Here is a 13,538-nt window from a genome sequence, read left to right as displayed (position 1 = left end):
GGGGTCACCTCCGAGGGGACAACAGGTCCTTGCCGATCCCCCGAATGGACGCATCGAGTACTTCTGCGGTGTGGGCCACCGCGATCTCCTCGCCACGGCGGCGCAGCGCTGTGGCGATCTGTAGTGAGCAGCCCGGATTGGCCGCCACCAGAAGATCCGCTCCGGCGGCCGAAACGTTTCGTGCTTTTCGGTCGCCCAGTTCGGCGGCGGCCTCAGGCTGGAGGAGGTTGTAGACGCCGGCCGAACCACAGCAGATCTCCGGATCGGCGATCTCCCGTATCTCCAGGCCGGGGATGCCGTTCAGCAGCGCGCGGGGCTGGGCACGGATGCCCTGCGCGTGGGCGAGATGGCAGGCGTCGTGGTACGCGACCGTGATCTCCAGCGGATGCCGGGTGGCGCGCGGGCCCAGCTCGGCGAGGTATTCGGCGAGGTCGCGCGTCTTGGCGGTGAACGCCTTCGCCCGCTCCGCCCATTCGGGCTCGTCGGCCAGCACGTCGGCGTAGTCCTTCATCGCCGACCCGCACCCGGCGGCGTTCACGACGACCGTCTCGACGTCCGCGAACGTGTCGATGGTCTGCTTCGCGAACGCCTTCGCCTCCGCCGACCGTCCGCTGTGCAGCGACAACGCGCCGCAGCAGCCCTGGCCCTTGGGGATGACGACGTCGCAGCCCTCCATCGCCAGCACCCGCGCGGTCGCGGCGTTGACGCCGGGGAAGAACTCCCGCTGCACGCAGCCGGTCAGCATGCCGACGACGGCACGCCGCTCGCCCTTGGCGGGGACGAGGGCCGGCAGGCGCACGTGGTCGGCGCGCGGCGGCGCGAGGCGTTCCATCGCGGCCAAGGTGGGGGAGATCCGGCTCAGCAGCGGCGACATGTTGATCTTGGATGCCTGGTAGGCGCGCAGCGGCCAGCGCAGCGCGCGCAGCCGTTTCGGGTACGGGAAGACCGCGAAGATCGCCTCGCGCAGCAGCCGGTCGGTCCGCCTGCGGGGCTTCTCCTCCTCGACCTGGGCCCGGGTGACCTCGATGAGCCGGTCGTACTGGACGCCCGACGGGCAGGCGGTCACGCAGGCCATGCAGCCGAGGCAGCGGTCGAAGTGCTCGACCATCGAGTCGCTGAGCGGCGCGCCCTCCTGGTGCTGGAGCATCAGGTGGATCCGCCCGCGCGGGGAGTCCATCTCCTCGCCCCACAGCTCGTACGTCGGGCAGGTCGGCAGGCAGAACCCGCAGTGCACGCAGTCGTCCAGGAGCTCACGGAAGTCGTCCATCAGATCCCTCCCGCGAAGCGTCCCGGCGAAAGCCGGTGGCCGGGGTCGAACTGGTCCTTGACGCGCCGCATCAGGGGAAGAGCCGGTACGGCTCCCCACCGGTCGAGCCGGGTGTCATCCGGTGCCGACAGCACGACGGCGCTGCCGTGGCGCCGCAGGCGCGTCAGTGTCTCCCCGGCGCCGCCGGCGAGCAGGCCGACGTGCCAGATCCCGCGTCCGGTCGAGCCGCGGACGTGTCCCGGCTCCTCGGCGAAGATCGAGGTCAGCTTCGACGGCGCGGCGCGTACCTCGGCGAGCACGTCTCCTTCGGGCAGCCGTCCCCACCACGCCGGCGGCTCGGCGGTGATCTCCCCGCCGATGAGCTCGCGCGCCGCCTCCGCACGCTGGGGCAACGCCTCGGCGATTCCTTCGAGCAGCACGCTGACGCTGATCGGACCGGGCCCGTCCACCTCGATCGCGGCCGGCACGAGCGGAGAGTGCAGCAGCGCACGCGTCAGCTCCAGCGCACGGGCGGCGTCTTCGGCCGTGGCCGTGACGTACGCGCTCGCCTGCGGCAGCGGATGCAGCCGGAACGCCGCCTCCGTGATCAGGCCCAGCGTGCCCCGCGAGCCGGTGAACAGCTTGCCGAGGTCATAGCCGGCGACGTTCTTGACCACCTTGCCGCCCGCGTGGGCGACGACGCCGTCGGCCCGTACCACCGTGATCCCGATGAGCAGGTCGCGTGCCGAGCCGTACAGCAGACGTCGTGGTCCCGCGGACGCGGTGGCCAGCATCCCGCCGATCGTCGCGCCGGGCACGAGGTCGTCGATCGCGAGCTGCTGGCGGGTGCCCGCGACGACCTCCTGCAACCCGGCCAGGGGCAGGCCCGCCTCGGCCTTGACGACCAGGTCGCCCGCTGTGTGCTCGATCAGCCGTCCGAGCCGGCGCGTGTCGACGACCAGGTCGCAGCGCTCGGGCGGTGACCCCCAGTGGATCTTGGTACCGGCGCCGCGTGGCAGGACGGCCAGCTCGTGCTCGGCCGCCGTCCGCATCAGCTCGCTCGCCTCCGCGGTGGTGGCGGGCGACGCGACGTAGGACGGCGTCACCCCCTGCACGGCGTCTTCGGCCTCGCCCGGCCTGGTGTCACAGGCCTTCGCGAGGGCGTCGAGGGGAGTGGTCATCAGAACAGGTCCGCCTTTCCGCTCTCGACGAGCGGATGGACCTTGGTACGCCGCCCCGGCACCTCGCCGCACAGGCGGGGGGTGGGGTAGATCTTGCCGGGGTTGCACAGGCCGTCGGGGTCGAAGGCGCACCGCACCATCTGCATGGTGTCCAGGTCCTCCTCGGTGAACATCCGCGGCATGTGCTTGGCCTTGTCCACGCCCACGCCGTGCTCGCCGGTGATCGACCCGCCGTGTTCGATGCACAGGTCGAGGATCTTCCCTGAGACCTCCTCGGCGCGTTCGCCGGCGCCCGGGACCGCGTCGTCGAACAGCACCAGCGGATGCAGGTTGCCATCGCCCGCGTGGAAGACGTTGGCGACGCGTACGCCGCTGTCGCCGGACATCTCGTCGATGCGGGCCAGCACCTCGGGCAGCGCCGTACGGGGGATCACGCCGTCCTGCACGATGTAGTCCGGGCTGATCCGCCCCACCGCCGCGAACGCGGACTTGCGCCCGCGCCAGATCAGCGCGCGCTCGGCGTCATCGGCCGCCACACGGATCTCGAACGCCTGCCCGCACAACTCCTTCACCTGCGCGAACTGGTGTTCGACCTCGATGGAGGGCCCGTCCAGCTCGACGACCAGGACCGCGCCGGCGCCCTCGGGATACTCGCAGTGCACGGCGGCCTCGGCGGCCTCGATTGCCAGGGCGTCCATCATCTCGATCGCGGCGGGCACCACGCCGGCGCCGATGATCGCTGACACCGCCTCGCCCGCGCTCTCGATCGAGGTGAACGCCGCCAGGAGTGTCTCGACGGCCTCCGGCAGCCGCGTCAGCCGTACGGTGACCTTGGTGGCGATGCCGAGGGTGCCCTCCGAGCCGACGAAGGCGCCGAGCAGGTCGTAGCCGGGCGCTTCCGAGATGTCGACGATCTCCCCACTGGGCGTGACGATCTCGCAGGCCAGCACGTGGTTGACCGTGAAGCCGTACTTCAGGCAGTGCGCCCCGCCGGAGTTCTCGGCGACGTTGCCGCCGATGGAGCAGATCTGCTGGCTGGACGGGTCGGGCGCGTAGTAGTAGCCGCCGGGCCGTACCGCCTTCGAGACGTCCAGGTTGATCACGCCCGGCTCGACGACGGCGCGCTCGTCCTCGATGTCGATCTCCAGGATGCGGCGCATGCGGGACGTGACGATCAGTACGCCGTCGGTGCGGGGGAGCGCGCCCCCGGACAGGCCGGTACCCGAGCCGCGCGCGATGTACGGGACCTTTTCGGCGGTGCACGCCCGGACGATCTCGGCGATCTGCTCGGCACCGTCCGGCAGCACCACGACCCCGGGTGTGGCCCGGTGGTAGGTCAGCCCGTCGCACTCGTACGTGCGCAGCTCGGCGGGGTCGGTAATGACGTTCTCGGCTCCGGCAACGACCCTGAGCCGCTCCGCGAGCCTCTCGAGCCTTGCTGTCACATCACCCATCCTTGACCTTTTGCGACAGATCCAAACTAGTCGGTATCAATGCGTGATCCGGCGGTCGCGGACAGCGCCGGAGCCCGGGGCGGCCCCGGGCTCCGGCCGCCGGTCAGAGCATGCGTTCGTAGGCGGGAAGGGTGAGGAAGTCGGCGTAGTCGTCGGCGAGGGCGACCTCCTTGAAGAGACCGACCGCGTCGGCGAAGCGCTTCTCGTCGAACGCGTCCCCGTACTGCTCGCGGATCTTGGACAGCTCCTCGTCGATGAGCCGTTCGACCAGTTCCGGGGTGACCTTGGGCCCGTCGGCGAGCTCGACGTCGTTGTGGATCCACTGCCAGACCTGCGAACGGGCGATCTCGGCGGTCGCGGCGTCCTCCATCAGGTTGAAGATGCCGACGGCGCCGTTCCCGCCCAGCCAGGTCGCGATGTACTGCAGCCCGACGCTGATGTTGTTGCGCAGGCCCGCCTCGGTGATGTCGCCCGGGGTCTTGTCGACGGCCAGCAGATCAGAGGCCGAGACCGACACGTCCTCGCGGAGCCGGTCACGCTGGTTCGGCCTGTCGCCGAGGACGCCATCGAAGATCTCGCGGCAGATGTCCACCATGCCGGGGTGGGCGACCCAGGAGCCGTCGAAGCCGTCCTCGGACTCGCGGGTCTTGTCCGCCCGCACCTTCTCGAAGGCGGCCTTGTTGACCTCTTCGTCGCGCCGCGACGGGATGAACGCGGCCATGCCGCCGATCGCGTGCGCGCCGCGCTTGTGGCAGGTGCGCACGAGCAGTTCCGTGTAGGACCGCATGAACGGCGCCGTCATCGTGATCGCGTTGCGCTCGGGCAGCAGGAACTGCCGTCCGCGCGAGCGGAACTTCTTGATCACCGAGAACAGGTAGTCCCACCGGCCGGCGTTGAGCCCGGCCGAGTGGTCGCGCAGCTCGTAGAGGATCTCCTCCATCTCGAACGCGGCCGGGATGGTCTCGATCAGCACGGTCGCGCGGATCGTGCCGCGCGGGATCTCCAGCAGGTCCTGCGCGAGGTTGAAGACGTCGTTCCACAGGCGCGCCTCGTGGCGGCTCTCGATCTTCGGGAGGTAGAAGTAGGGGCCCTTGCCCTTGTCGAGCTGGCGGCGCGCGCAGTGGAAGAAGTAGAGGCCGAAGTCGAACAGCGAGCCCGACATGCGCTCGCCGTCCACGAGGACGTGCTTCTCGTCCAGGTGCCAGCCGCGCGGCCGTACGACGATGGTCGCCAGCTCCTCGTCGGGCTTCAGCTCATAGGACTTTCCGCCGGTCTCGAAGTCGACCTTGCGGTCCAGGGCGTCGCGGAGGTTGAGCTGGCCACCGACCATGTTCTTCCAGAGCGGGGTGTTGGCGTCCTCGAAGTCGGCCAGCCAGACCTTCGCGCCGGAGTTGAGCGCGTTGATCGTCATCTTGCGGTCCGTGGGACCGGTGATCTCGACGCGACGGTCCTCGAGGCCGGGGGCCGGGTCGGCCACCCGCCAGGTGTCGTCGTTCCGTATGTCGGCGGTCTCCGGCGCGAAGTCGAGGGTGCCGCCCTGCGACAGCTTTTCCTGGCGCTCGGCACGCAACCCCAGCAGCTCGCCCCGCCGGACGCCGAACTCGCGCTGGAGGGTGGCGAGGAAGTTCAGCGCCTCGGGCGTGAGGATCTCATCGAATCGTTCGTCGACGGGGCCGGTCAGCTCCACGCCTGCGGGTTCGGCCATCCCAGCCATGTCTCTGCCCTTTCGTATAGCGAAAAAGTACTTCTGCTTAGCGGAAAGCCTATTAAGCCGGTCGCGGACCGGTCAAAACCGGCCGGTCACAGCGGTTCGCCACTCCCATACCCGCATACGCGCCGCACAGCGGGTAGGGCGTCCTGTACCGATATCCAGGTGTGTGATCCCGCCAGTCGTGGCAGCATCAAGGAAGATCCGGGGACGTTCCGGCGTTGACATGGGGGAACATGTCTACTTTTTCTTACGAAGAACCAGAGCCGCTGACCGGCGAGCTCGACCTCGAAGACCGGCAGGCACTGCGCCGGGTCGCCGGGCTCTCCACAGAGCTCCGCGACGTCACCGAGGTCGAATACCGTGCCCTGCGGCTCGAGCGCGTCGTCCTCATCGGCGTGTGGACCGACGGCGACGAGGTCCACGCCGAAAACTCCCTCCGTGAGCTGGCACTGCTGGCCGAGACCGCCGGATCCGAGATCCTCGAGGGCATGATCCAGCGCCGGTCGCGGCCGGACCCGGCGACGTACGTCGGCTCGGGCAAGGCGATCGAGCTCCGCGACGTCGTGATCTCCTCCGGCGCCGACACCGTGATCTGCGACGGAGAGCTGGCCCCCAGCCAGCTGCGCCGTCTCGAGGAGGTCGTCCAGGTCAAGGTCATCGACCGGACCGCCCTCATCCTCGACATCTTCGCCCAGCACGCGAGCAGCCGCGAGGGCAAGGCCCAGGTGGAGCTTGCCCAGCTCGAGTACCTCCTGCCGCGCCTGCGTGGCTGGGGTGGCAACCTGTCCCGTCAGGTCGGTGGCCGCGCGGCCGGCGGTGTGGGCATCGGTGGCCGTGGCCCTGGTGAGACCAAGATCGAGCTGGACCGGCGCCGGATCCGCACCCGCATGGCCAAGCTCCGCCGCCAGATGGGTGAGATGGGCAAGGCGCGCGACACGATGCGCTCGCAGCGTCGTACGCGCGCGGTGCCCGCGGTCGCCATCGCCGGTTACACCAACGCCGGCAAGTCCAGCCTGCTCAACCGCCTCACCGGCGCGGGCGTGCTGGTGGAGAACGCCCTGTTCGCCACCCTCGACCCGACGATCCGCCGGGCGCAGACGCCGAACGGCCGCGCCATCACGCTCGCCGACACGGTCGGGTTCGTCCGGCACCTGCCACACCAGCTCGTCGAGGCGTTCCGCTCGACGCTGGAGGAGGTCGCCGACTCCGACCTGATCCTCCACGTGGTCGACGGTTCCGACGCCGACCCGGAGGCCCAGATCGCGGCCGTACGCGAGGTGCTGCGCGACGTCGGCGGCGGTGACGTGCCGGAGCTCATCGTCATCAACAAGGCCGACGTGGCCGACGAGATGTCCATCGCCCGGCTCCGCCGTCAGGAGCCGCGCAGCGTCGTCGTGTCGGCGCGCACCGGCGCCGGCCTCGAAGAACTCCTCCAGGCGGTGGAGGACACGCTGCCTCGCGCCGAGCGCGAGATGCGCGTCCTGGTGCCCTACGACCGAGGTGACCTGGTCGCCCGCGTGCACGATCTGGGGGAGGTGCTCTCCCAGGAGCACACCGCCGACGGCACCGCGCTCCACGTGCGTGTGCCGGAACGCATGGCGGCCGACCTGGAGCCGTACGCCTCTGCGCAGGTCTGATCACTTCCCGGCCGGGGCCGTCGATGTTCGGCCCCGGCCGTCTTTCTGGTTCGCACCGACCTCGGGGTCTTTCTGAGGTATCGTCAAAGCGCCTGTGACAGTTGGCCGTTGGGTCGGTTGAGGAGTCGTGTTGCGCGGCCAGAGGCTGTACAGGGTGGCATCGGTGCACTACCGTGACGAAACCGAGTTTTACGGGTTCGTTGCTCCCGGTGGCCTGATGGCCATCTCCTTAACCGCACTTGGGTCCGTCGGCAGCGTTGCCGGCGTCAGTCGAGCGAGAGCAGGTGACCCGCTGCATGGCGTCCGGACACCCTTCACCGGCGCGCGATTCCAAGGCCGGGCGGTGATGCAATGACCGTACGTTTGCTGACGAACATCGGTCGACTGTGGACCGGTACCGACGTGTGCAGCAACGCCGCGATCCTCGTGCACGACGACCGGATCGTGTGGGCCGGCCCGGCATCGGACCTGCCACAGAGCGTCCCTGGCGTCATCGACGACATCGTCGACGTCGACCATGTCGAAAACCTCGGCGGCGGGCTCGTCACACCCGGCCTCATCGACGCGCACTCCCACCCGGTCTACGCGGGCAACCGCTGGGCCGAGCTCGCCATGCGCACGAGCGGCTCGACCAACAACGAGATCGTCGCCGCGGGCGGCGGCGTGGCGTCCACGGTGACCGTGACCCGTGGCACCGACCCCTGGACCCTGTGCAACAACGTGCGTGAGCGGCTCCGCCAGTGGATCTGCGGCGGCACCACCACGATCGAGGCGAAGACCGGATACCACCTCACCCGTGACGGCGAGCTGGCCGACATCCGGATGCTCCGCTCTCTCGAGGACGAGCCGTCGATGCCGCGCATCCACGCGACCTTCCTCGCCGCGCACGTGCTCCCACCCGAATACTTCGGCCGCCGCCGCGACTACATCGAGGCCGTACGCCTCTGGGCCGGCGACGCGGCCGCAGCGGGCGCCGACAGCATCGACGTCTACTGCGACGAGGGCCACTTCACCCCGGACGAGGCCCGCGTCCTGCTGATGACCGGCCAGCGCGTCGGCCTCAAGGCCCGTCTGCACGCGTGCGCCAACGAGCGCGTCGGCGCCGCGCAGGTCGCGGCCGAGGTCGGGTGCGCCTCCGCCGACCTGCTCACCGAGGCCAACGAGGACGACATCAAGGCGCTCGCCCACGGAGGCGTCGCCGCGACGATCTGCCCGGGCAGCGCCCTGCACAACGGCCGCACGCCGCCGGTCCGCGCCCTGCTCGACCGCGGCGTCACGCTCGCGCTCGGCACCGACCACAACCCCGGCCAGTGCGGCATCACCTCGATGCCGCTGGTCGTCGGCCTGTCCGTGGCGATGTTCGGTCTCAGCGTCAACGAGGCCCTGCGCGCCGCGACGCTCGGTGGCGCGGCCGCGCTGCGCGTCAACGACCGGGGCGCGCTCGCGCCCGGCATGTACGCCGACATCGTGCTGTGGGACGCCGACCACGAGGGCGCCTTCGCCTGGGCGTTCGGCCTGCGGGCCCAGCGCGTCTGGCGGGGCGGCGTTCCGGTCCAGCCTTAAGGTGTATCACCCGGCCGGACCGGCCGGGGAAAGACGGCGACGAAGCGGGCCACGGCCTGCTCGTCGCCTTCGATTTCGAGGGTCCCGTCCTGCTCCAGAGTCGAAGCTCGTTTTCAGCGCGAACCTCAAGGCGTTGAGCTCCTCGCCGGAGGCCGGCGGGCTCCGGCCGCCCGCGGGTTCCAGGTCACGGCCCCACTCCGTCGGCTCGTGCGGCGGGGGGTCGTACGACCCCGCTCTTTCCCGCCCGTTCCAGGAGTGGTTGCTCCTAAGGTAGGAGCCGTTTGGAGGCCCTCATGACCACCGCCGACCTTTCGCCACGTGACGAGGCCCGCTGATGGCGACCTACGTCCTGATCCACGGCGCCGGCGACTCCTCGTACTGGTCCCTGGTCGTCCCGGAACTGCGCGCCCGCGGCCACGACGTCGTGGCGCCCGAGCTGCCGAGCGACGACGCGGCGGGACTGTCCGGGTACACCGACGCGGTCGTCGCGGCCATCGGCGACCGTACGGATCTCATCGTGGTGGCCCAGTCGCTGGGCGGCTTCACCGCTCCGCTGGTGTGCGACCGCGTGCCGGCCCGGCTGCTGGTGATGCTCGCCGCGATGGTCCCGTCGCCGGGGGAGACCGCCGGTGACTGGTGGGACAACACCGGCTCGGAGCAGGCCCGCCTCGAACAGGCCGAACGCGACGGCCGGCCGCCGGAGTTCGACCTGATGACGACCTTCTTCCACGACGTGCCCCCGGAGATCGCGGCCGAGGCGACGTCCCGCGAGCAGCGGGCCGAGTCGGCGGCGATGTGGACCCAGCCATGGCCACTCGACGCCTGGCCGGAGGTGCCGACCCGCTTCCTGCTGTGCCGGGACGACCGTTTCTTCCCGGCCCCGTTCATGCGCCGCGTCGTACGGGACCGCCTCGGCATCACCCCGGACGAGATGGACGGCGGTCACCTGCCCGCCCTGAGCCGCCCGAAGGACCTGGTCGACCGCCTGGAGGCCTACCGGGCGGCGCTGTGAGGCGACGGGCTCTGGCGACCACCAGAGCCCGCAACCTCGCGCTCACCGGCGCGATCAGTCCGCTTCGACGGGTGCCTGGAGTTCGGTGACCCATTTGCCGGGGGCGTCCTGCGGGCAGTCGAGGTAGAGCTCGCGGGCATGCCCCGTCGCGCGGTGGCCGTGAGTGTCGAGCCACCGCGCCAGGATCTGTTCCGTCGCGACGACCTCGTCCATCGATCCGTGGTGCACGATGGTGGCCGCCGACGCGACGGCGGGAAGGTCCACGACCGCGAATTCGTACTCCTCCTTCGGCGCCACCGCCACCGGCAGGGAGGCGTGGACGGTGATCGTGCCTTCGGGGGAGTCCTCGTAGTAGGCGATGCCCGGTCCGGTGACCGTGACGCCGGCCTGGGCCAGCCGGCGGTCGAGTTCGGGATAGAGCGGCTGGATGACCGGCCCGATGTCCTCGGGCGCGAAGCTCGCGGCGATGCCGGTGAGCTCGGCCACCCGTACGGCGGGAAGGCGTTTGAGTACGACGTCGGCGGTGGGCATGTGCCCCTCACTTTCGATCATCCGGAGTCTCGCCTCGACCCTCGTCAGCCTCGCGGCGTCCGCGTTCATCCGGGCCTCCAGCTCCGCACGGCGCAGCCGGAGCATGCCGTACAGCTCGTCGGTCCGTACCCGCTCGTCCAGGATCGTCCGGACCTGTTGCAGGGTGAACCCGAGATCCTTCAGGGCGATGACGCGGTTGAGCCTGGTCAGCTGCGCGGCGTCGTAGAAGCGGTAGCCGCTGGCCGGGTCGACGCGATCGGGCCGTAGCAGCCCGATCGCGTCGTAGTGCCGGAGCATGCGGACCGAGACACGACCGTACCTGGCGAAATCTCCGATGGTGAACATGACGCCTCCCAGTGCACGGCCTGACACCGTGTCACAGTCAAGTGGCGCCGCCGGCCGGTGGATCGCCCTCGGGCAGCGACGTGACTCGCCGTAGGGTGGCTTCGTTCGTGGGTACTTGCAGGACCATGAGCAGGTCCGGGAAGTCGACCGGTCGAAACTGGAACATCTCCAGGTCGAGCCGGCCGACCTGAGGGTGGTCGATCCCGACCGTCGTGGGCCTGAAACCGCGGATGGGGTACTCCGCCCACCACTCACGGAACTCCGGGCTGACCTCGGTCAGCTCCGTCACCAGTGTCGCGAACCGCGGATCGTCCGGACGCTGGCCGACGGCGGCTCGGAACTGGCTCAGCACGCCGCGCGCCGCGGTCTCCCACGCCACCATGCGGGCCCGGTTCCGCGCGTCGGTGAACATCATCCACAGCAGATTGCGCCGGTCGGTGGGGAATGTCGCCGGGTCGACCCGGAACTGCGTGTACGGCGTGTTCCACACCACGTAGTCGAGGTGCGCGTCATAGACGGAGGCGATGTTCGGGGCGGCCGCGTCGACCAGGCGCTGCAGCCGGGGAGAGACGTCGTCGATGTGCGTCTGCCCCGCCGCTGTGGCAAGACCCGCCAGGGCGCGGAGGTGACGGCGCTGCTCGGTGTCGAGCAGAAGTGCCCGGGCGAGCGCGTCGACCACCTGCTCGGACGCCGAGATTTTCCGGCCCTGTTCGAGCCAGGTGTACCAGGTGACGCCGACACCGGAGAGCTGGGCGACCTCTTCGCGGCGCAGGCCGGGAGTACGGCGAAGACCGGGACCGCCGTCACCTGGCAGTCCCACGTCGGCCGGCCGTAGCCGTGCCCGCCGAGCGCGCAGAAAGGCGCCGAGCTCGGCGCGGCGCGCCGACGGCGGGGTCTCCTGGCCATTCGTCACGCCGACTTTGACTCCTGAGTGGAATGTCGCTCTTCACAGTTGTTGGTGTAGCCGCTGGGTGGATGGTGGCTGGCGCGTCGGTCCCGGGGTAGGTGTCGAGGTCTTCCGGGGATGGAGGTTCCTACGCCGCCCATCTGGAGGACCTCGACGTGCCTGACGCTACCTTCGGCCACCCTGACCTGACCACGTTCCCTGGGGCATCTACCGGGGATGATCGCCGCCTACCGGCACCCCGGCCCGGCCGCGGGTCGCGAGCTGATGGTCAAGCTGATCGAGTCGCTCAGCGCCGGCGTCCCCAGGCCGCTGGTCGAGATCGCCGAGCTCGGCCGCACCCTGAGCAAGCGAGCCGCTGACGTACCGGCCCACCCGTGGACTTCTTCGCGTACCCGCCCAGATCGGTCAACGGCGCACCCGGTGGCGCAGGTGAAGTACCCGGTTGCCCTGGATCACCACGTCAGGATCCTCCAGCAGGTGCTGCGCGTCGACCGACCCGAAGTAGCGCTTGCCGGACCCGAACACCACGGGTACGACGTCCATGCGCACCTCGTCGACCAGGCCCGCGGCAAGCACCTGGCCACCGACGTCGCCGGCGGCGACCTCGACCACGCGGTCACCCGCAAGCTCCTGCGCCTTGGCCACGGCTGCCTCGACGCCGTCGACGAAGTGAAACGGCGCCTCGGGGTCCCAGCCCTCGGGCTCCGGCCGGTGCGTCACGACGACCACGTGGTCGATCCCGCTCGGAGGCTTCCCGTCCCAGCCGTCCGTCATGTCGAAGACGTGGCGGCCGACGAGTGTCGCCCCGATCTGGTCCCAGTACGGCCGGGTGTAGTCGTAGGAGGTCTGCGACACCTTCACCTCGCCGCTCTCGTCCAACGGGACGTCACCGCTGGACAACCAGTCGAACAGCGGTCCGGGCTGGTCATTCTCGTCCGCGACGAAGCCGTCCACCGACACCGAGCCGTACATGACCACCTTGCCCACGGGGCTCTCCTCTGCTTTTGGGGTGCCCCAAATTAGCGGGTCGTGACCTGCCGCTCTTGTAAGAAATCAATCGGCGGGCAGCGGCCAGCCGTCCATCGCGTGGCCGGGATGTTCGCGCAGGAACCGTCGCCGGACTTCGACGTACCGGGTCGGCGTGAGCCCGGTGAACGCCCGGAACTCGTGGCCGAAGTGGGCCTGGTCGAAGTAGCCTGCGCCACCGGCGAGTTCGCCCCAGTCGACCGGTCCGGCGGGGTTGATCGCGAACACGGTGGCGGCGAAGCGGTGGGTGCGGGCCAGCCGCTTCGGCGTGACGCCGATGAGCTCCTTGAACCGCTGTGCCAGATGAGTGCTGCTGACACCGGCTGCCACACTCAGGTCGCCGATCGCCGCCGCCCCGCTGGTCGCCGCGATGACGCTGCTCGTACGGCGGACCAGCCCCAGGCCGGCGGTCTCGCACAGCCGTCGCATCAGCTCCTCCTCGAGCAGCGTCAGCATCTCGTGCGGTCCGTCCGCCGTGGCCAGCCGGTCCCGCAGCTCAGCAACGGCGGGCCGGCCCCAGACCTGCTCTATCGTCACCGGACGGTCACACAGCTCGGCCGCGGGCATCGGCAGGAACGGCGCCAGCCCCCACGGCTTGACGTGCACGCCGACGGACCGGGTCCAGAGTGGGTAGCCGAACTCGAACGCGCGGGTGGGCATGGTGACCACGCAGCCGTCGGCGTACTCGGTCGTCTCGATTTCGGTGCCGGTGCGGATGCGGAACGGCGCGCCGAGGTTGACGATGAGCAGCGCCGCCGGCATCGGCGGCAGCGTCAGCCGAGCGTACGGCGGCGCACCCTCCAGGTAGTAAAGGTCGTCGATCAGCCCGTCCAGCGGCGGCCGCGGCACTCTGGACACGTACTCCACGCGCACAGTATCGCCGACCCCCGCCGGCATCGCCCCCCGGGGGTCCGCATCACGCGCC

General features: G+C 70.1%; 11 protein-coding genes and 1 pseudogene. 4 read left to right on the top strand and 8 right to left on the bottom strand.

The window, feature by feature from the left end; all coding sequences use genetic code 11:
- Nucleotides 1-4 precede the first annotated feature (4 nt).
- The 4 genes from FB559_RS02415 to aceB form a co-directional block, all read right to left on the bottom strand.
- Nucleotides 5-1,267 (bottom strand): (Fe-S)-binding protein, encoded by a 1,263-nt coding sequence (locus FB559_RS02415; protein ID WP_141952779.1) that lies wholly within the window; start codon nucleotides 1,265-1,267, stop codon nucleotides 5-7.
- Complete coding sequence (locus FB559_RS02410; RefSeq protein ID WP_141952777.1) at nucleotides 1,267-2,427, bottom strand: FAD-binding oxidoreductase; 1,161 nt, start codon at nucleotides 2,425-2,427, stop codon at nucleotides 1,267-1,269. Before FB559_RS02410 ends, FB559_RS02415 begins: the two co-directional genes overlap by 1 nt.
- Entirely contained in the window at nucleotides 2,427-3,881 is a 1,455-nt protein-coding gene (locus FB559_RS02405; protein WP_141952775.1) for an FAD-linked oxidase C-terminal domain-containing protein, read from the bottom strand. The genes FB559_RS02410 and FB559_RS02405 overlap by 1 nt, the downstream gene beginning before the upstream one ends.
- Nucleotides 3,882-3,984: 103 nt before the next feature.
- Nucleotides 3,985-5,586, bottom strand: a complete 1,602-nt coding sequence (gene aceB / locus FB559_RS02400; RefSeq protein WP_141952773.1) for a malate synthase A — start codon at nucleotides 5,584-5,586, stop codon at nucleotides 3,985-3,987.
- A gap of 239 nt (nucleotides 5,587-5,825) precedes the next feature.
- On the opposite strand from aceB, the gene hflX reads away from it, so the two are divergent.
- The 3 genes from hflX (at nucleotide 5,826) to FB559_RS02385 (ending at nucleotide 9,804) form a co-directional block, all read left to right on the top strand.
- On the top strand, nucleotides 5,826-7,229 hold the full coding sequence (hflX, locus tag FB559_RS02395; protein ID WP_141952771.1) for a GTPase HflX: 1,404 nt from the start codon (nucleotides 5,826-5,828) through the stop codon (nucleotides 7,227-7,229).
- Between the two features lie 351 nt (nucleotides 7,230-7,580).
- The gene (gene hutI / locus FB559_RS02390; protein ID WP_141952768.1) at nucleotides 7,581-8,792 is read left to right on the top strand and encodes an imidazolonepropionase; all 1,212 of its coding nucleotides are present in this window, start codon (nucleotides 7,581-7,583) and stop codon (nucleotides 8,790-8,792) included.
- Between the two features lie 334 nt (nucleotides 8,793-9,126).
- On the top strand, nucleotides 9,127-9,804 hold the full coding sequence (locus FB559_RS02385; RefSeq protein WP_141952766.1) for an alpha/beta hydrolase: 678 nt from the start codon (nucleotides 9,127-9,129) through the stop codon (nucleotides 9,802-9,804).
- 54 nt (nucleotides 9,805-9,858) lie between these two features.
- On the opposite strand, the gene FB559_RS02380 is transcribed toward FB559_RS02385, so the two are convergent.
- Together FB559_RS02380 and FB559_RS02375 are read right to left on the bottom strand one after the other, a co-directional pair.
- Nucleotides 9,859-10,680: a MerR family transcriptional regulator gene (locus FB559_RS02380; protein ID WP_141952764.1), complete on the bottom strand. Its 822-nt coding sequence runs from the start codon at nucleotides 10,678-10,680 to the stop codon at nucleotides 9,859-9,861.
- A gap of 37 nt (nucleotides 10,681-10,717) precedes the next feature.
- A complete protein-coding gene (locus FB559_RS02375) occupies nucleotides 10,718-11,593 on the bottom strand; it encodes a helix-turn-helix transcriptional regulator (RefSeq protein ID WP_141952762.1) in 876 nt (291 codons plus the stop codon).
- Nucleotides 11,594-11,786: 193 nt separating this feature from the next.
- On the opposite strand from FB559_RS02375, the pseudogene FB559_RS02370 reads away from it, so the two are divergent.
- A pseudogene (locus FB559_RS02370) lies at nucleotides 11,787-11,974 on the top strand (ISL3 family transposase); the annotation flags it as partial.
- Nucleotides 11,975-11,992: 18 nt separating this feature from the next.
- Here the strand turns inward: FB559_RS02370 and FB559_RS02365 are convergent.
- Together FB559_RS02365 and FB559_RS02360 are read right to left on the bottom strand one after the other, a co-directional pair.
- On the bottom strand, nucleotides 11,993-12,574 hold the full coding sequence (locus FB559_RS02365; RefSeq protein WP_141952759.1) for a dihydrofolate reductase family protein: 582 nt from the start codon (nucleotides 12,572-12,574) through the stop codon (nucleotides 11,993-11,995).
- Nucleotides 12,575-12,640: 66 nt separating this feature from the next.
- Nucleotides 12,641-13,480 carry an AraC family transcriptional regulator gene (locus FB559_RS02360; protein ID WP_221639865.1) on the bottom strand — a complete coding sequence of 280 codons (840 nt, stop codon included), beginning with the start codon at nucleotides 13,478-13,480 and terminating at the stop codon, nucleotides 12,641-12,643.
- Between the last annotated feature and the right edge of the window lie 58 nt (nucleotides 13,481-13,538).

Origin of the sequence: Actinoallomurus bryophytorum (genome assembly GCF_006716425.1) — a bacterium.
GTDB classification, from domain to species: Bacteria; Actinomycetota; Actinomycetes; order Streptosporangiales; family Streptosporangiaceae; genus Actinoallomurus; species Actinoallomurus bryophytorum.
The sequence above is the reverse complement of the archived record's forward strand: the minus strand, read 5'-3'. Positions and strand labels throughout refer to the sequence as shown.